The sequence below is a fragment of the Streptomyces sp. NPDC088817 genome, from assembly GCF_044750345.1.
Classification (GTDB): Bacteria; Actinomycetota; Actinomycetes; order Streptomycetales; family Streptomycetaceae; genus Streptomyces.
In genome coordinates this window covers 456,475-473,035 of sequence record NZ_JBIVJN010000002.1, presented here as the reverse complement: position 1 = coordinate 473,035, position 16,561 = coordinate 456,475, and the positions used below count along the sequence as shown (strand labels likewise).

Below are 16,561 nucleotides of genomic sequence, written 5' to 3'. Positions count from 1 at the left end.
GAACTCACGTTCCCGGCCTGCCCCGCGAGACCCCGCGGCCGTACCGCCCCGGAGTCACCCCCACAAGTCTCCTGAAGTGCCGGGTGAGATGGGCCTGGTCGTAGAAGCCGGTCTCGGCGGCCACCTCGGCCGGTTTCCGCCCCGCGAGCAGCAGCCGGCGGGCGCGGTCCACCCGGCGGGACATCAGGTACTGGTGCGGAGCGATGCCGTACGCGCCGCTGAACGCCCGCACCAGGTGGGCGGGATGAGCCTGAACGAGGGCTGACGCCTCGTCGAGCGTGACACCCTGCGGCAGCCGCTCGTCGAGCAGTTCGCGCACCCGGCGGGCGAGGGCGGGGTCGCGGCGCGGGGCCCCGACGGCGAGCCGCGGCCGCAGATGCGCGCGCAGCCGCTCACCGATGAGCGTCAGCCTGCTCTCCGCCTCCAGCTCGTCACCGGGCGGCGTGAGCGCGGTGTGCACCTGCCCGACCCGCCGCCGCAGCACCGGATCGCGCAGGTCAGGACCGTCCACGGCCGCCCCGATCAACTCGACGCCCAGGTGGGTGGTGTCCAGGTACAGCACCCGCTTGCGGAAGCCGCGCGGGCCGACGGGCGAGCCGTTGTGCGGGACGTGCGGCGGCAGCAGGGACACGGTGTCGTGCGGGGTGCCGTGCTCGTGCCGGTCCAGGTCGTACCGGACGGCGCCGTCGTCCACGATCAGCAGCGTCCACGCCTCGTGCACGTGCATCGGGTAGGCGTACTCGGTGAAGTGCGCGTGGAACACCTCCACGACGCCCGGGACACACGGGCGCCAGGCGGAGACGTTCCGCTGCGGGGCCATGCAAAGAACGTACAAGACCGCGCGGTACGGGGTCCGGGAGTCTCAGTCCATGAACGACGAGCAGCCCATCCGCTTCGACACCAAGATCGCCGTCCTGCTGCGCGAGGACCTGGAGCCCTGGCAGCGTCTGAACGTCACCGCGTTCCTGGTCAGCGGCCTCGGCACGACGGTCCCCGAGGTGATCGGGGAGCCGTACGAGGACGCCGGCGAGGTGCCCTACCTGCCGATGTTCCGCCAGCCGGTGCTGGTCTTCCAGGGCACCAAGGAGACGCTGACGGCGGCGCACGGGCGGGCCCTGTCCCGGTCCCTGCCGCGCGCGGTCTTCACCTCCGACCTGTTCACCACGGGCAACGACCGCGACAACCGGGCGGCGGTCCGGGCCGTGCCGACCGCCGCGCTGGACCTCGTGGGGCTCGCGGTGTACGGCCCGCGCAACGCGGTGGACAAGGTACTGAAGGGGGCGCGGATGCATCCGTAGTGGTGCGTCCGCGGCGCGGAGGCGTCCGGAGGCGGTGCCTCAGGCGGTGCCGACCTCGGTACGGGGTTCGCTGCGAGGCTCGGCGTGGGGTTCGGTGGCGGGCTCGGCGTGGGTTTCCACGACGGCCGGTTCGGCCTTCGGCAGGCGGCGCATCAGGGCCCAGTAGCCGAGGGCGCCGGCCGTGCCGACGGCCGCGCACATGCCCCACAGCCACTCGGCGCCGAGCCGGTCGATGACGGCGCCGGACATCAGGGGCGCGACCAGGGCGGCCAGCGACCAGGACAGGGTGTAGACGCCCTGGTAGCGCCCGCGCCCGTGCGCCGGGGAGAGCCGGACGACCAGCCCGGTCTGCGTGGGCGCGTTGATCATCTCGCCGAGCGTCCACACGCACACCGTGAGCGCGAACACGCCCACCGAGCCGGCGAACGCCGTGAGCCCGAAGCCGTACCCGGCCAGGAGCGAGGAGATGATCAGCAGCCGTGCGGGGTCCCGGTGCTCGATGAAACGGGTGACCGGGATCTGCAGGGCGACGATCAGGAACCCGTTGACGGCGAGGGCCGTGCCGTAGTCGGCGGGCGTGAAGCCGGCCCGGCCCATGGCGATCGGCAGCCCGACCGACCCCTGCTGGAAGACGACGGCGATCAGGAAGGACGCCCCGACGACGCCCATGAACCGCCCGTCCCGCAGGACGGTCCACAGCCCGACGGCGTCGCCGCCGCCCTGGCTCATGTGCGCGTCCGGATCCGGCCGGGACTCGGGCAGCTTCAGGAAGACGACGATCGCGCAGGCCATCGTCATCGCGGCCTCGATCAGGAAGCCGGCGAGATAGCTGTACTCGGCGATGAAGCCGGCCGCCATGGAGGAGACGGCGAAGCCGAGGTTGACCGCCCAGTAGTTGAGGGAGAAGGCGCGGACCCGGTCCTCGGGCCGCACGATGTCGGCCATCATCGCCTGCACGGCGGGCCGGGAGGCGTTGCTGGCCATGCCGACCAGGAAGGCGACGGCGGCGATGGCGACGGGATCCCGGACGAACCCGAGCGCCGCGACGGACACGGCGGTGGCGGACTGGGCGACGAGCAGGGTCGGCCGCCGGCCGAGCCGGTCGGCCATCACACCCCCGGCGAGCGAGGAGACGACCCCGCCGAGCCCGTGCAGCGCGGCGACCAGACCGGCGTACGAGGCGGAGTAGCCGCGGTCGAGGGTCAGGTACAGCGCCATGAACGTGGCGACGAAGGCGCCGAGCCGGTTGACGAGGGTGCTCGTCCACAGCCACCAGAACTCTCGGGGGAGCCCGGAGACGGTCTCGCGGGCGGCGCGTCTGAGACTGGCGACGGACATGGACGGACCCCCCGGGGATGTACGCGGATGTAAGCGGCTGAAGCGGCGAGCACAACTTACGTGGCGGCGGCCGTGGGGGACCACTCGATTAACAGAAGCCGTCAACTGTCGGGATGTGCCGGGGGCGTCCGTCCGCCTGCTGGGCGCCGGGACAGGGGGCCGAATGCGTGGATTACGCTCTGAGGCATGGCCGACGCACCGTACAAGCTGATCCTGCTCCGCCACGGCGAGAGCGAGTGGAACGCGAAGAACCTGTTCACCGGCTGGGTGGACGTCAACCTCAACGAGAAGGGCGAGAAGGAGGCGGTCCGCGGCGGTGAGCTGCTGAAGGACGCCGGCCTGCTGCCCGACGTGGTCCACACCTCCGTCCAGAAGCGCGCGATCCGCACGGCCCAGCTCGCGCTGGAGGCCGCCGACCGCCACTGGATCCCGGTCCACCGCTCCTGGCGCCTGAACGAGCGCCACTACGGTGCCCTCCAGGGCAAGGACAAGGCCCAGACCCTCGCGGAGTTCGGCGAGGAGCAGTTCATGCTGTGGCGCCGCTCCTACGACACCCCGCCGCCGCCGCTTGACCGCGACGCCGAGTACTCCCAGTTCTCCGACCCGCGCTACGCGAACCTCCCGCCGGAGCTGCGTCCGCAGACGGAGTGCCTGAAGGACGTCGTCATCCGCATGCTCCCGTACTGGTTCGACTCGGTCGTCCCCGACCTGCTGGCCGGCCGCACGGTCCTGATCGCCGCCCACGGCAACAGCCTGCGCGCCCTGGTCAAGCACCTCGACCAGATCTCGGACGCCGACATCGCGGGCCTCAACATCCCCACCGGCATCCCCCTCTCCTACGAACTCGACGCCGACTTCCGCCCCGTCAACCCGGGCGGCAAGTACCTCGACCCGACGGCCGCGGCAGCCGCCATCGAGGCGGTCAAGAACCAGGGCAAGAAGAAGTAAGCCCGCACGAACAAGCCCCCTGCCTGCGGTTTCTTCTCCGGGAGGGGGCTTGTTGCTGCGCTGGGGCCGTTTTCGGGTCGTGGCGCTCGGATGCATGCGGGTGATCCGCATGCGAACCCGGCTGCGCTCGCGCGGGAGCGCCCCGCGGCGCGTGGCTGCGGGGCGCCTTGTGGGGGTTTTAGTCGACCGGCTGGCCGTCGTATTTACCGCCCTTGCAGGGGTTGCCCGGCAAGTCGATCCGGGGCGTTCCACCGCCCTGCTCGCACTGAGAAGGGGTGACGTAGGACGGGGCGCGCTGTGAGGTGGCGGCGGTGGCGGTGACGGCGCCTGTGAGGCCGAGTCCGGCGAGGGCCGCCGTGGTGGTGACGGCGGCGAGGATTCGTCGAGTGCGCATTCCGTTCCCCTTTCACGGATTGCCTCGGTTGGGGCACTAGCCAGCTTGACGTTCACCCAGGTGGGCGGCTCGTCATGTTGCACCATTCGGGTGACAGGGCTGTCGGGTACGGGGCCGGTGACACGACAGGCGCTCCACGCAAGCAAGAGGAGCACCCGCGGACGCGACGTGCTCCTCTTGTCTTATAGGTGTCAGGGGGTGTCGACGGAGTCAGGTTCCCGCTCGGGGACGCGATCAGTTCCAGGGCGTGCGGTGGAGCGGGTGCCATGGACCGCGGCCCGGCGCCACAGGCCGTACCTGCGGTGCGGAACTCAGGGAGTCGGCGGGCTGGTTCACCGTGCCCGGGGTCTGCGCGGGTCCGCCGGCCCACAGCTGGTCGACGCGCGAGCGCTCGGTGGCGTTCGGGTAGCGGCTGGTGCAGGACGGGCCGCCGCCGGCGCCCGACATCAGCTCACTGCACGGCCCGCTGTAGTCGTCCGGCAGGCCCAGTATGTGCCCGGTCTCGTGGGTGGCGATGCGGATCGAGTCGTACTGCCGATTCTGGGCGTAGTCGAGGAAGACGTAGCCACGTCCGTGGCCGTTGGTGGAGGCGTGGGACCCGCGCGGGTCGTTGCCCTCGTAGTAGGAGAAGTCGGCACCGCTCGACGCCTCCTGGAGCTTGACGTTGGACTCGGAGCTGTTCCAGATCGCGGCCGCGCTCGATATCTGCGAACGGAAGCTCGGTGCGTGGGAGTCGTCGTAGTAGAGGGTCACCGCCTGCGCGTTCGGCAGGGCGGCGCGCTTCTCGGCGACGGACTTGAACACGGCCTGGAAGAACGCCTTGTTGTTCGCGGCCTCCGCAGCCGACCCGGCGTACCCCGCCGCGGAGGTACCGGTGGCGGCGGACGGGGCGGCGGCCGTCTGGGCGCTCGCCGGCACCGCCGCGCCCAGCACGCTGGAGGCGAGACCCAGGCCGAGGGCGAGGAGTCTCGTGGACGTTCGGGACGACTTCATGTGGGGGGCTCCTACTCACTCGGTGACGCCGAGCGCCCGGTGCGCGGACGACTCTGCGTAAACACCGGTTCCGAACTGCGGCGACGTCCTGTGGGTCGTCATTCTTAGGACGGCTCGACAGGGAGCGCAAAGGGCCCCACCACTACGTCGCCTCGTAGGTCCTGGAGCCTCGCCGGGGCAGTGCACGGGTCTCCGTTCCGCACATGGCGGCGGGAGGGAAAGCTGACTTGACATCAGAAGCCCTACGCCGCAACGCAGCAGGCGCGCAGGCTGGCCGGCCGGAATTCCGGGATGCCCGACGGTATCTACATTCGGGCCAAGACGGACAAATCACCTGATACCCGCCATGTCGCATCTACTAAGCGCGCCGGTTGATTGCCGGAGCGCTGTGACCGACGTCATAGAAGATGGGCTTACGCCTCTTTCGCGCCCCACCGGCCCCGAGTCGCCCCCAGGGAGTCGCCCTTACCGGGCCGCCGCCGCACAAACGAGGCCCCATCCCGCCAGGGGCGGGATGGGGCCTCGGAGGAGAGCGCCGGGCAGGCCTTGCACCTGCATCTCCCCGCAGGAAGCGGGACGTCTTTCCTTGGACCACCAACGCAGCACCGGCCGACCCGAGTTGCGGGCAACCAGCTCAAGATCAAGTCTAGCGCAGTGCGTCCGGTGCTTCCGCCACCCGGCGCGACGCCATGGACCAAGCCCCCTGCCCGCGGGTTCTCCGCTGCCAGGGGGCCTGATGCCGTGCGGGGTCGTCGGGTCGGACCCTCATGGGTGCCGAGGCGCCACGGACCGTCTGCCGAGCACCGTCAGGAGCGGTTCGTGCCCCGGGGCACGATGCGCATCACGGCGGTTCCCAGGGCCACCAGGGCGAAGGCCGCCAGGCCCAGCCACACGCTGGTCGTCAGGCCGATGCCGGTGGAGGCCAACGCTCCACCGCCCACAGTCGTCGCGGGGTTGTTGTACATGGGTCCCTCCCGAATGATCTCTGACAGTTTCTGAAGCGACCTGCTACCAGGCGCGTTCACGGCGGAACACGGAGTCCAGGTACGCCTTGGCGTGGCAGGCCTGGAGCAGGAAGTCGAAGAGCAGCTCGTACATGGACGCGGCGAGCAGCATCCGCTTCCAGCCGCGCTCCCGTACGGTCACGACCCGCTCGATCACGAAGACGAGCGACACCCAGAGCCAGAACTCGTGCGGGCGGAACGAGTGCAGGGCCAGGGAGTAGGCGATGGTCGACAGGTACACGACGGTCACGAGGACGCCGGCCATGCTCAGGAGCTGACGGCCCCAGTAGCGCCACGTGATGTGCGTCATGCCGTACTGGACACAGTTCTCCACCGCTCCCCGCTTCCAGCGCAGTCGCTGGTCCCACAGGGCCTTCCAGGTCAGCATGACCTCGGTGGTGAGCGTGCAGCCCTCGGGTGAGAGCACCTGATGGCCGAGGTGCAGCACCGCGAAGGTCAGCTCGTTGTCCTCGGTGAGCACCGAGGTGTCGTAGATGCCCCCGAGTCCGTCCCCGGCCGGGAGGCGGCCCATCAGGCGGGCCTGGGAGATCTGCCGCAGCACCTGCACCCGGAACATGGCCGCCGTGCCGGTGAGCACCAGGCACTTGCCGCCCAGTCGCTTCACGTCCCGCGAGTAGCGGGCGTACTCGTTGCGCTGGAGGTGGCCCACGAAGCCCCCGCCGGGTCCGCCCCGGAAGGTGCCGCCCACGCCCCCGTAGCCCTTCGCGAGATGCTCCACCCCACAGGCGACGAAGCCGGGGTCCAGGGCGCTGTCCGCGTCGGTCACGAGGACCACGTCGTCGTCGTGCAGACCGGGCAGCAGGTCGGCCAGGGCCTGGTTCAGGCCTCCGGCCTTCTTGTGCCGGTTGCCGCGGGTCTCGAAGACCTCCGCCCCCATGGAGGCCGCGATGGGCACGGTGGTGTCGGTGCAGTTGTCCGCGACCACGATGACCCGCTGCGGGGCCACGGTCTGCCCGTACAGGCCCTGGATGGAGTCCGCGATGGCGTCGGCCTCGTTGTGGGCCGGTATCAGGGCGATCACGTCGCGGATCCTGGCGGGCGTCAGGCCCGATCTTCGATGCTTCCCCATGGGTGCCTCTTGTGGAGTGGTTCTGAGATGGAATCGGCCGGGGGCCCGAAAAGGGCTACGGCGGCCGGTTCAGGCCTCTGGGATCGTGCGGCTGCGGAAGGCGCGCGGAGGCGAGGGCGTCGTCTGAACCACGGTGGACAGACCGGTGGCCGCGAGTCCGCACACGACGTTCCCCCTCGACTGCGTTGCGGACGGGGAAGGTCGCGGTCGTACCGACCGGTCGACCGGATCACCCCACCCGCATTCCCCATGGAAGCTTCACATGATCTACACATGACGCCCGGCAAACCGTACTGTCGCGCGCGGTTTCCGTAACGGGTCGTGCGGGAAGTCGGGTTGAGGGGGAGGTCGAGCCGCCTACCGCAAAACTGGACGCATGTGCACAGTTGTGCCGCCTTCAGCCCATTTTTTAGTGGCAGATGTCACATCAAGTGCTCGCGGTGGTATGCCCCGCACGCCCAACCGTGGTGTAGGCGCGACAGGTTGACGGGCTGCGCCGCCCCTCAGATCGGTTCCGGTTGTGGTTCCGGACGTCGTGCCGGTGCGGGTCTCGGGTCCCATGCCGTGGTGGTCCGTACGTAGCCGTAGATCACCGAGGCCATCGCCAGGATGAGCAGGGGGCCGAACAGCCACGGGTGCTCGGCCATCGTCAACGGCAGGAAGCGGTAGGACACCAGCAGCGCGGCGAAGACCGTCGCGCCGTACGCGGCCAGCCGGACCCCCGATCGGTCCCAGCCGCGGTCGAACGCCCGCAGAGCCGCCTCGATCGTGAGGACGAAGACCACGCCGGCCACGAGATCCACGCCGTAGTGGTAGCCGAAGCCCAGCGTCGCGGTGAGCGTGGCGACCAGCCAGAACGTGCCCGCGTACCGCAGGACGCGCGGGCCGTTCCGGGAGTGGATGAAGATCGCGGCGGCCCACGCCGTGTGCAGGCTGGGCATGCAGTTGCGCGGGGTGATCTCGTCGAACCGCATGGCGTGCGGGGTGTCGATCAGCGACGGAGTCTGCGGCCACAGGTCGGCCACCGCCCAGTGCCCGCTGGACGGGATGTCCGGCGACCACAGGCTGACCGTCGACCAGTAGTCGGTGCCCGTTCCGTAGGCGAAGATCGGCCCGACCACCGGGAAGATCATGTAGAAGGCCGGCCCGAGAAGGCCGATGACCAGGAAGCTGCGCACCAGGTGATGGCCAGGGAAGCGGCGTTCGACCGCCACGCCGCGCAGTTGGTACAGCGCGACGGCGACCGCGGCCACCGCGAGCTGACCGTAGACGATGTCGAGGAAATTGAAGCCGAAGGGGCCGGTGGCCGTGACGATCCTGCCCACCAGCCACGACGGATTGCCCAGCGCGTGGTCGGCTGTCGCCACGTACTGGTCGAGCACCGCCGGGCGGGTCTTCGAGGTGATGAGCAGCCATGTGTCGCCGGTCTTGCGGCCGGCCACCAGCAGCAGGCCCAGCCCGACGCCCTTCAGCAGCAGGACACGCTCCGGGCCGGTGCGGCGGGTGACGGCGATGACCGCGCAGCCCAGAATCACCCACAACGCGCCGTTGCCGAAGGGGTGGCCGCCGCTCGTCCCGGCGCCCAGCGCCCACCGGACCAGCGCGAAGACGACGTCGATGCCGGCCGCCGCGGCCGCCGCGACGAACCGTTGCCGCCAGGTGAGGACCACCATCGTCAACGCCAGGGCGGCGTACAGCAGGCCACCCGACTTGGGGGGCACCACCAGCTCCCGCACCTGGCTGGTGATCGGCCCCGGCAGGCCGTAGCGACGCGCGGCGAACTCCAGCGCGACGAGGAATCCCAGGGCCACGACACCCGCCACGGCCCAGAGTCCCGCCCGTGATCGAAGCAGGGCCGGTATGTGCCCGGGCGGAGCGGTCACTTCGCCCGCAATCCCGATACGTCTCCCAAAGCCCCGAGACACGTCATACCCCCTCGTCCGCCCCTGCACGCCATCCGTGCCCTTGGTGTGCCCTTCAGAGTGGACGGCCACAGTCAGTAGCGGTGCCCCAGGCCCTCACCGGGGAGCGAAGCACAGCGGATCTGCGCAGGTCAATAGCCATGCGGGCACACAAAACGCCGTCGTCCGCGCGGCCGGGGCGGCAGCCGGGCCACAGGGATGGGCGGCCAGCGGGCAACACCGCGGCCCCTGACCGTCGTTCCTGGTCAGGGGCCGTTCACACGTCAGAGGCGAGCCCGCCGTCTCAGGACAGCGCCTTGTAACCCTTCCAACCGGTGGCGATCTTCGTGCGCGAGCCGAAGGACGCTTTGCCGTCGCCGTTGCAGCGCCACAGGTTGCCGGAGGTGTCACGGGCTACGAGGTCCGCCTTCCCGTCGCCGGTGATGTCCCCGACGCCGACGACGGCGTTGTAGGAGGCACCCCAGTTCTTGGACACCTTCACCCGGGCCTTGAACGTGCCCTTGCCGGTGCCGTTGTAGCGCCAGAGCTGGTTGGACTTGTCCTGGACGAGCAGGTCGCCGTGGCCGTCACCGTTCAGGTCGCCCGCGCCCACGATCTTCTTGTACCCGGTCCACCGGGAGTAGAGCTTGGTGCGCGCCGAGAGCTTGCCGGTGCTCGTCCCCTTGAAGAGATAGACGTCCCCGGTCGACGCCTTCCGCGCGATCAGGTCCGGACGTCCGTCGCCCGTGACGTCCCCCGGCGAGGTCAGGATGTCGTACTGGTTCCAGCCCGAGCCGAGGGAGGTGTACGGCGTCGACGGCGTCAGCGCCTTGCCGCACCCCGGCTTGTACGCGCGCAGGGCACCGCTGCTGAGCCGCACGAGCACGTCGCTGCACCGGTCGCCGTTCAGATCGCCGAACGGGATCGCCTTGACGGTCTTGGGCCAGCCGGAACCGGAGGTCTTGGCGGTGAACTTCCCCGCCCCGTTGCTTTGTTGGTAGGTCAGAACACCCGAACCGTTCAGCGTCAGCAGCTCACCGAAGCCGTCGGAGCCGACGAAGTCCCGGTGCACGGCGGCGCCGCCGCTGAGCTTCACCGTCCCGGACCTGATCAGGGCCGCGCCCTTCCCGTCGGCGGGCGTGGCGGTCAACGTCCAGGTGTAGGCGCCGTCGGGCACCAGCCGCCCCGAGCCGTCCTTGCCGTTCCACGCCGTGGCCACCAGTCCGCGGGTCAGGCCGCCGGAGAGGGTGCGGACGGCCTTGCTGGTGGCCTTGTGCTTGATGACGAGTTGCCAGGAGGCGGACGGCTTGTTGAGCCACCACTTCGGGCTCCACTGCCCGGTTCCTCCCTTGGCGTCCACCGAGGCGGCGACGGTGGCGTCGAGCTGGACGAGGGACGAGACGGGGACATCGCTGGGGATGAGGCGGATGCCGTTGCCGGCGCCCTGCTGGGCGATCAACTCCGGTGTAGGGGTCGACGTCCCAGGGGCCCCACTCGAACTTCCCGGCGGTGTGCGACACGGGGGTCCCGCCGCGGACGTCGGTGACCGTCAGGTTCCCGCCCGACTCCATCGCGACGAAGCCGTCACCGAGCTTCGCCTGCGACCAGTCGCCGGAGACGAGCGTGAGGTTCTTCCTCGTGGTGGTGTCGTAGACGCCCTGGCCCGTGAGGGAGCCCACACAGGTCCACAGCAGCCACCGCCCGACCGCCTGGAAGTTGTCCAGCAGGCAGCCGCGCCCGAGCAGCACCTCGTCGCCCCGCCGTCCGGTCAGCACGTCGACGGGGACCACGCTGTCGTTGCGGGACCTCACCCACAGGGTGGTGCCCCACATCGCCTCGACGCTCTCCGCCGTGGTGAACACCGTGCGCCCGGTGTCGAGGTCGACGACCCGGGTCTCCGACCCCGGGCTGGTGTACGGAGTCCTCAGGGCGGCGTCACGGCGCCGCCGGCGGGCTCGATGAGGGAGACCCCCCACTGGTCCGTGCCGGGGCCGCCCGGCACCAGGAGCCCGCCGTCCGGAGTCGGCACGGCACGCCACGACGACCTGGCCAGAAGCGTCTTCCCCGGGGAGCCGTCGAGGGGTACGGAATCGACCCTCCATACCGGCAGGCCGTAATTGAGGGGGCCCAGGGCGGAGTCGTACCGGGAGACGACGAGGGTGTCGCCGACCATGCCCAGCAGCTGCCCGACGTCGCGGACCGGCTCCGTCCGCGGCGTGGCGGTCAAGTCACGGCGGGAGGCGATGTGGGCAATCCCGTCGTCCCACCACAGCAGGTGCGTGGCGGTGAGGGCGGCGAACGGGTACCCCCTGCTCACGGTGTACGGCAGCGTGATCAGCCGGTTCTGGTCGACGTCGAGCCAGCCGGTGAACGAATCGCGGTCCACCCGCCACGTCACGATCTGCCCGTGCGCGTCGCCCAGCGCCGCGTTGCGCTCGTTGAAGGCGTAGATGCCCTGGGGTACGCCCGCCACCGTGCGGTCGGTGACGGAGCCGTCGTCCCGGACGTCCAGCAGGTGCCACGTGATGTCGCTGCCCTGGGTGCCCGCCAGCGTCACGACCGTCGATCCGAGGGTGGCCCAGTACTCGTGGCGTGCGGGAAGCGGGATCGTGCGGGACCTGCCGGACCGCATGTCCCGCAGGGTCACCACACGGCCGGACTCGTCGTAGGCGGCGACGACGTCCGAGCCCGCGCCGAATTCCGGGAGGCCGTACACGCCCGTGGCGGACGCGTCGACGACCGTGTCGACGCCGTCGTAGGTCGTCCACAGGTGGCCGCGCCCGTACTCGTAACGGAGGAAACCGGAGGGCCCCGCGCTCAGCAGACTCGTCTGGGGGAGCATGGCCGTGGTGGCCGGGACGACCACCTCTCCCGCGACCGTCTCACCTTGCGCGGTACCGACCGCCGGCGAGCCGAGGCCCATGGCGAGCGTGAGGGAAACGGCGGCGCCGCGTATGAGCGCACGTCTGGCCATGCGGGCCATCTCCAGGAAGGGCGGGCGAAGGCTCGGGAGGCTTGTGCAGCGCGCGGCTGAGCCACAGGTCATGAACCTGCGTGGGCTGGTGTTCGTCCCCCGGGCGAGTGGCCGGATCGTAGCATTCGCCCTGCACACGGCCGTGTTGCTGCTGCGGAGAGTCAGCGCGTCGGCGCCGTCCCGGAGCCGCCAAGGCACCTTCCGCCGCACCGGTCGGCGTGTTGCGTCACGGCGGCGGCAACGTCCCGACAGGTAGGGGAACTTCGCGAGGGGTGGGCTGGCGTCCGGGCGTATCGCCCGCACGAAGATGCCCCCTGCCGGCGGGAGATCCGCCGGCAGGGGGTCGCAGGGGTGTGCCTGGGGTCAGTGACGGCCGCCGCGGTGGTCGCGGTCGTGGTGGGTGTCGCGGTCGTGGTGGGTGTCGCGCGGGTCGCGGTTGTCGCGGTGGTCGCGGTCGTCGCGACGGTTGTCGTTCCAGGTGGTGGTGTCCACCACGCGGCCCCGCTCGTTGCGCAGGGTGGCGGTGTCGCGGCGGTCCCAGATCTCGTTGTGGCGGTCCTGGAACAGGTCCGTGCGGGTGTCGCGGCCGATACCGGTGTGGACCCGGACCGTGGCGCGGCCGTTGAGCCGGTAGTGACGGAAGGTGTAGGTGTGGCCGTGCTTGTCGGACAGCGTCCAGCCGCTCAGGTTGACGTTCTGGCGGCTGTTGTTCGTGATCGCCACCCACTCCTGGTTCAGGGCGCGGTTGGAGCGGTGGTCGCGGCCCTCGGAGTTGAGGTGCACGTCGCTGATCACCACGTTCTCGCGGTGCGGCCGCGGGGCGTGGTCGGCTGCGGACGCCGGCAGCGCGGCCGTGCCGACCAGTGCTCCGGCAACGGCGGCCGCGGCGGCCAGACGACGAGCGGTCACAGAAACAGAAACGGACACAGGCTCTCCCTGCTTGGTGCGAGCACACTCCGCCCGCGGGGACGAGCCGCGCGGGGAGGTGTGCGCTGTGCGGTGGCGGCCGGCTGGCCGCGCCCTCCTACCTTGTCCGCTGATTCCGGGACATGGGGGTGATTCCCGACCGGTGTTACAGAGTGCCCATATTTCTGTGACGGTTGACTGTAGGACTCATTCAGGCGCCGAACACGGGCGGTTGACGGCCCGTCGGCGGGAAGGTCCTTGCGGGCACTGAGCCCCCGTGCGCGTTCGCCATGACACGCCACCCCGACCGGCGCGCGGCCGTCACTCCCCCGTGGGTAACAACCGGCCACCCGGACCGTCGCCGGTGCGTACGACACCCGTATATACGGTCACCCGTACCGGCGCCCCTGCGTACGGAACCCGTACATACGCCGCAGGGCCCCGGTGGAGTACCGGGGCCCTGCGATCACCGCGGCGGGCCGCGCCGTGGTGCGGTTGTGGATGAACTCGGTGGGCGGCGGCCCGTCAGCCGCACTGGCAGGGGCCGCCCGACTGGCACCCGCAGCCGCAGCCCGAGCCGCAGCCGCAGGCGCCGAAGAGCGGGAGGCTCTTGATCTCGGCGGGCTGCTCGGTGTCGCGTTCCTGCGTGGGGTCGGGCGTGGTGCTGGGGGATTCGGCCATGGGTCCCTCCTCGAGACTGGTGCCTTTGCCCATTTCATGCCCGCTGCCCTGGGCGCATCAACGGCGCACGGTGGCTCGTCCGCGCCTCAGCGGCCCAGCGGCCCGTCGTCGCAGAGCCGCCCCGGGCACCCCGCCGGCCCGCGCCGCCGCGGCCGTCAGGCGCCCTCCACCCCCGTCACCGGCGGGATGTCCTGCTGGAGGTCGTCCGCGTGCTCGCCGGTCACCAGGTACACGACCCGCTTGGCGACCGCCACCGCGTGGTCGGCGTACCGCTCGTAGTAGCGGCCGAGCAGGGTGACGTCCACGGCCGTCTCGATGCCGTGCTGCCAGCGGTCGTCGATCAGGTGCGTGAAGAGGGTGCGGTGCAGCAGGTCCATCTCGTCGTCGTCCTGCTCCAGCTGGAGGGCCAGGTCGACGTCCTTGGTCACGATCACCTCGGCCGCCTTCGCCATCAGGCGCTGGGCCAGCTGACCCATCTCCAGGATGGTGGCGTGCAGGTCCTGCGGGACCGCGCGCTGCGGGAAGCGCAGCCGGGCGAGCTTGGCCACGTGCTGGGCCAGGTCGCCCGAACGCTCCAGGTCGGCGGACATCCGCAGCGACGTCACGACGATCCTGAGGTCCGTCGCCACCGGCTGCTGCCTGGCCAGCAGGGCTATCGCCCGGGCCTCCAGCTCGTGCTGGAGCTCGTCGACCCGCTGGTCGGCCTCGATCACGCTCTCGGCCAGCTTCAGGTCGGAGTCCAGGATGGCGGTCGTGGCGCGCCCGATCGCCGACCCGACCAGCCGGGCCATCTCCACCAGACCGTCGCCGATCGAGTCAAGTTCCTCGTGGTACGCGTCCCGCATCAGGGTTCCCTCTCGTGCGTCGTCGTTCGGGGGGTTCGTAGGGGTTTCCGCGGCCGGGGGGCCGCGGCGAAGCCTGGGGTGCGAACCCCACGCTCCCACGGTCCGGGCCGTACGCGTCCGTTTCCGTCACCCCAAATGAACCATCACTGGCTGCAAGGTGAACTCTGGGCGACGAGTGTCCGAGGTCGCACCAGGACGGCTGTGGTCCGGTCCCGTCCCGTGCCTAACCTGGACGCATGGACGTGAACGCGGCGGTCGCCGCAGCGGCAGCGATCGCCGGAGTGCTCACCGGCGTCATCGCCATGCTGGCGTTCCGCTGGAGCGAGCGCGAGCAGAGGCGCCCGACCCGTACTTCCCTGCACACCGACCCGGTCCTGCCACCGGGTGTGGACACCGTCCTCTCCGTACTGCGCTCCTCGGCGGTCGTCCTCGACGAGGCCGACGCCGTGGTCAAGGCCAGCTCGGCAGCGTACGCCCTCGGACTGGTCCGCGGCGGCACGCTGGCCGTGGAGCCGATGCTCCAGATGGCCCGGGACACCAGGAGGGACGGAGAGATACGGCAGGTCGAGCTGGACCTGCCGCGGCGCGGCACCGGACGCGGCGAGGCCCTCGCCGTCTCCGCGCGCGTCGCGCCGCTGGGCTCCCGGCTGGTGCTGCTCCTGGTGGAGGACCTGACCGAGGCCCGCCGCATCGAGGCCGTACGACGCGACTTCGTCGCCAATGTGAGCCACGAGCTGAAGACCCCGGTCGGCGCGCTCTCCCTGCTGTCCGAGGCCGTCATGGACGCCTCCGACGACCCGGAGGCCGTGGAACGCTTCGCCGGGCGCATGCAGATCGAGGCGACCCGGCTCACCAACCTGGTGCAGGAGCTCATCGACCTCTCCCGGGTGCAGAACGACGACCCGCTGGAGGACGCCGAGCCGGTACGGGTGGACGAGCTGGTGGCCGAGGCCATCGACCGCTGCCGCCACCAGGCCGGGACCAAGCAGATCACCATGGCCGCCGGAGGCACCGCCGACCTGCGGGTGTGGGGCAACCGGGGCCAGCTCGCCGCGGCCCTCGGCAACCTCGTGGAGAACGCCGTCAACTACTCCCCGTCCCGCACCCGCGTCGGCATCGCCGCACGCCGGGTGAGGGTTCCCGGCGGGGACCTCATCGAGATCGCCGTCACCGACCAGGGCATCGGCATCTCGGACAAGGACAAGGAGCGCATCTTCGAGCGCTTCTACCGCGTCGACCCGGCCCGGTCGCGTGCCACGGGGGGCACCGGCCTGGGTCTGGCGATCGTGAAGCACGTGGTCGCCTCGCACGGCGGGGAGATCACTCTGTGGAGCGCCGAGGGACAGGGATCCACCTTCACCCTGCGGTTGCCGGAGGCGGCCGCGGCCCGAGAGGCCCGCGACCGCGCACAGCAGCACCCCGCCCTCGACGAGGAGGCCGGGCAGCCACTCAACGAACAAGCCCCTTACGAACCGCTTCCCGCCCCGGAGGTCCTTCCGTGACCCGAGTGCTCGTCGTCGAGGACGAGGAGTCCTTCTCCGACGCCCTTTCGTACATGCTCCGCAAGGAGGGCTTCGAGGTCGCCGTCGCGGCCACCGGGCCCGACGGACTCGACGAGTTCGAGCGCAACGGCGCCGACCTCGTCCTCCTCGACCTGATGCTGCCGGGCCTGCCCGGCACGGAGGTCTGCCGCCAGCTCCGCGGCCGCTCCAACGTCCCCGTGATCATGGTGACCGCCAAGGACAGCGAGATCGACAAGGTCGTCGGCCTGGAGATAGGCGCGGACGACTACGTCACCAAGCCGTTCTCCTCCCGCGAGCTGGTCGCCCGCATCCGCGCCGTGCTGCGCCGCCGCGGTGAGCCGGAGGAGGTCACTCCGGCGGCCCTGGAGGCCGGCCCGGTCCGCATGGACGTCGACCGGCACGTCGTCACGGTCTCCGGCTCCAAGGTCGACCTCCCGCTCAAGGAGTTCGACCTGCTGGAGATGCTGCTGCGCAACGCCGGCCGGGTCCTGACCCGGATGCAGCTCATCGACCGTGTCTGGGGTGCCGACTACGTGGGCGACACCAAGACGCTGGACGTCCACGTCAAGCGCCTGCGCGCGAAGATCGAGCCGGACCCGGGCGCCCCGCGCTATCTGGTGACGGTCCGGGGGCTCGGTTACAAGTTCGAGCCGTAGACCGGTGCGG

16 protein-coding genes are annotated in these 16,561 nt (G+C 70.7%); 4 read left to right on the top strand and 12 right to left on the bottom strand.

Translation table 11 applies throughout. From position 1 onward, the window contains the following. Positions 1 to 4 precede the first annotated feature (4 nt). The gene (locus ACIP4X_RS05855) at positions 5 to 820 is read right to left on the bottom strand and encodes an AraC family ligand binding domain-containing protein (protein ID WP_391454350.1); all 816 of its coding nucleotides are present in this window, start codon (positions 818 to 820) and stop codon (positions 5 to 7) included. Between ACIP4X_RS05855 and ACIP4X_RS05850 the strand changes: the two genes are divergently transcribed. Next, a complete protein-coding gene (locus tag ACIP4X_RS05850; RefSeq protein ID WP_391454348.1) occupies positions 819 to 1,298 on the top strand; it encodes a DUF2000 family protein in 480 nt (159 codons plus the stop codon). The two genes, ACIP4X_RS05855 and ACIP4X_RS05850, sit on opposite strands and share 2 nt — an antisense overlap. Positions 1,299 to 1,337: 39 nt before the next feature. On the opposite strand, the gene ACIP4X_RS05845 is transcribed toward ACIP4X_RS05850, so the two are convergent. Beyond that, entirely contained in the window at positions 1,338 to 2,636 is a 1,299-nt protein-coding gene (locus ACIP4X_RS05845) for an MFS transporter (RefSeq protein ID WP_358730767.1), read from the bottom strand. A 186-nt stretch (positions 2,637 to 2,822) separates the two neighbouring features. Between ACIP4X_RS05845 and ACIP4X_RS05840 the strand changes: the two genes are divergently transcribed. Further along, the gene (locus tag ACIP4X_RS05840) at positions 2,823 to 3,584 is read left to right on the top strand and encodes a phosphoglyceromutase (protein WP_401346831.1); all 762 of its coding nucleotides are present in this window, start codon (positions 2,823 to 2,825) and stop codon (positions 3,582 to 3,584) included. Positions 3,585 to 3,762: 178 nt separating this feature from the next. Here ACIP4X_RS05840 and ACIP4X_RS05835 read toward each other — a convergent pair whose 3' ends face one another. From ACIP4X_RS05835 to phoU, 10 genes are all read right to left on the bottom strand, one after another. Next, on the bottom strand, positions 3,763 to 3,978 hold the full coding sequence (locus ACIP4X_RS05835) for a hypothetical protein (RefSeq protein ID WP_391454346.1): 216 nt from the start codon (positions 3,976 to 3,978) through the stop codon (positions 3,763 to 3,765). Positions 3,979 to 4,212: 234 nt separating this feature from the next. Then, positions 4,213 to 4,971: a snapalysin gene (gene snpA, locus ACIP4X_RS05830; protein WP_358730773.1), complete on the bottom strand. Its 759-nt coding sequence runs from the start codon at positions 4,969 to 4,971 to the stop codon at positions 4,213 to 4,215. 806 nt (positions 4,972 to 5,777) lie between these two features. Further along, positions 5,778 to 5,936 (bottom strand): hypothetical protein, encoded by a 159-nt coding sequence (locus ACIP4X_RS05825; protein ID WP_358730775.1) that lies wholly within the window; start codon positions 5,934 to 5,936, stop codon positions 5,778 to 5,780. Between the two features lie 43 nt (positions 5,937 to 5,979). Further along, a complete protein-coding gene (locus ACIP4X_RS05820; protein ID WP_358730776.1) occupies positions 5,980 to 7,065 on the bottom strand; it encodes a glycosyltransferase family 2 protein in 1,086 nt (361 codons plus the stop codon). A 503-nt stretch (positions 7,066 to 7,568) separates the two neighbouring features. Further along, the gene (locus ACIP4X_RS05815; protein WP_358730778.1) at positions 7,569 to 8,888 is read right to left on the bottom strand and encodes a DUF5933 domain-containing protein; all 1,320 of its coding nucleotides are present in this window, start codon (positions 8,886 to 8,888) and stop codon (positions 7,569 to 7,571) included. A gap of 382 nt (positions 8,889 to 9,270) precedes the next feature. Then, the gene (locus ACIP4X_RS05810) at positions 9,271 to 10,425 is read right to left on the bottom strand and encodes an FG-GAP-like repeat-containing protein (RefSeq protein ID WP_401346827.1); all 1,155 of its coding nucleotides are present in this window, start codon (positions 10,423 to 10,425) and stop codon (positions 9,271 to 9,273) included. A 465-nt stretch (positions 10,426 to 10,890) separates the two neighbouring features. Continuing rightward, the gene (locus ACIP4X_RS05805; RefSeq protein ID WP_401346824.1) at positions 10,891 to 11,940 is read right to left on the bottom strand and encodes a hypothetical protein; all 1,050 of its coding nucleotides are present in this window, start codon (positions 11,938 to 11,940) and stop codon (positions 10,891 to 10,893) included. A gap of 363 nt (positions 11,941 to 12,303) precedes the next feature. After that, complete coding sequence (locus ACIP4X_RS05800) at positions 12,304 to 12,849, bottom strand: lamin tail domain-containing protein (RefSeq protein WP_401346822.1); 546 nt, start codon at positions 12,847 to 12,849, stop codon at positions 12,304 to 12,306. A 522-nt stretch (positions 12,850 to 13,371) separates the two neighbouring features. Further along, positions 13,372 to 13,527 carry a hypothetical protein gene (locus ACIP4X_RS05795; RefSeq protein ID WP_358730786.1) on the bottom strand — a complete coding sequence of 52 codons (156 nt, stop codon included), beginning with the start codon at positions 13,525 to 13,527 and terminating at the stop codon, positions 13,372 to 13,374. Between the two features lie 155 nt (positions 13,528 to 13,682). After that, entirely contained in the window at positions 13,683 to 14,372 is a 690-nt protein-coding gene (gene phoU, locus ACIP4X_RS05790) for a phosphate signaling complex protein PhoU (RefSeq protein ID WP_358730788.1), read from the bottom strand. Between the two features lie 236 nt (positions 14,373 to 14,608). On the opposite strand from phoU, the gene ACIP4X_RS05785 reads away from it, so the two are divergent. Both ACIP4X_RS05785 and ACIP4X_RS05780 read left to right on the top strand, forming a co-directional pair. Further along, entirely contained in the window at positions 14,609 to 15,874 is a 1,266-nt protein-coding gene (locus ACIP4X_RS05785; protein WP_358730789.1) for an ATP-binding protein, read from the top strand. Further along, complete coding sequence (locus ACIP4X_RS05780; RefSeq protein ID WP_010358452.1) at positions 15,871 to 16,551, top strand: response regulator transcription factor; 681 nt, start codon at positions 15,871 to 15,873, stop codon at positions 16,549 to 16,551. The genes ACIP4X_RS05785 and ACIP4X_RS05780 overlap by 4 nt, the downstream gene beginning before the upstream one ends. Positions 16,552 to 16,561 lie beyond the last annotated feature (10 nt).

Excerpts from the sequence above, each read along its gene's own strand:
- snpA (WP_358730773.1), bottom strand. The coding sequence starts at position 4,971 with ATGAAGTCGTCCCGAACGTCCACGAGACTCCTCGCCCTCGGCCTGGGT.
- ACIP4X_RS05805 (WP_401346824.1), bottom strand. The coding sequence starts at position 11,940 with ATGGCCAGACGTGCGCTCATACGCGGCGCCGCCGTTTCCCTCACGCTC.
- ACIP4X_RS05795 (WP_358730786.1), bottom strand. The coding sequence starts at position 13,527 with ATGGCCGAATCCCCCAGCACCACGCCCGACCCCACGCAGGAACGCGAC.
- ACIP4X_RS05840 (WP_401346831.1), top strand. The coding sequence starts at position 2,823 with ATGGCCGACGCACCGTACAAGCTGATCCTGCTCCGCCACGGCGAGAGC.
- ACIP4X_RS05820 (WP_358730776.1), bottom strand. The coding sequence starts at position 7,065 with ATGGGGAAGCATCGAAGATCGGGCCTGACGCCCGCCAGGATCCGCGAC.
- ACIP4X_RS05785 (WP_358730789.1), top strand. The coding sequence starts at position 14,609 with ATGGACGTGAACGCGGCGGTCGCCGCAGCGGCAGCGATCGCCGGAGTG.
- phoU (WP_358730788.1), bottom strand. The coding sequence starts at position 14,372 with ATGCGGGACGCGTACCACGAGGAACTTGACTCGATCGGCGACGGTCTG.
- ACIP4X_RS05835 (WP_391454346.1), bottom strand. The coding sequence starts at position 3,978 with ATGCGCACTCGACGAATCCTCGCCGCCGTCACCACCACGGCGGCCCTC.
- ACIP4X_RS05825 (WP_358730775.1), bottom strand. The coding sequence starts at position 5,936 with ATGTACAACAACCCCGCGACGACTGTGGGCGGTGGAGCGTTGGCCTCC.
- ACIP4X_RS05850 (WP_391454348.1), top strand. The coding sequence starts at position 819 with ATGCAAAGAACGTACAAGACCGCGCGGTACGGGGTCCGGGAGTCTCAG.
- ACIP4X_RS05855 (WP_391454350.1), bottom strand. The coding sequence starts at position 820 with ATGGCCCCGCAGCGGAACGTCTCCGCCTGGCGCCCGTGTGTCCCGGGC.
- ACIP4X_RS05845 (WP_358730767.1), bottom strand. The coding sequence starts at position 2,636 with ATGTCCGTCGCCAGTCTCAGACGCGCCGCCCGCGAGACCGTCTCCGGG.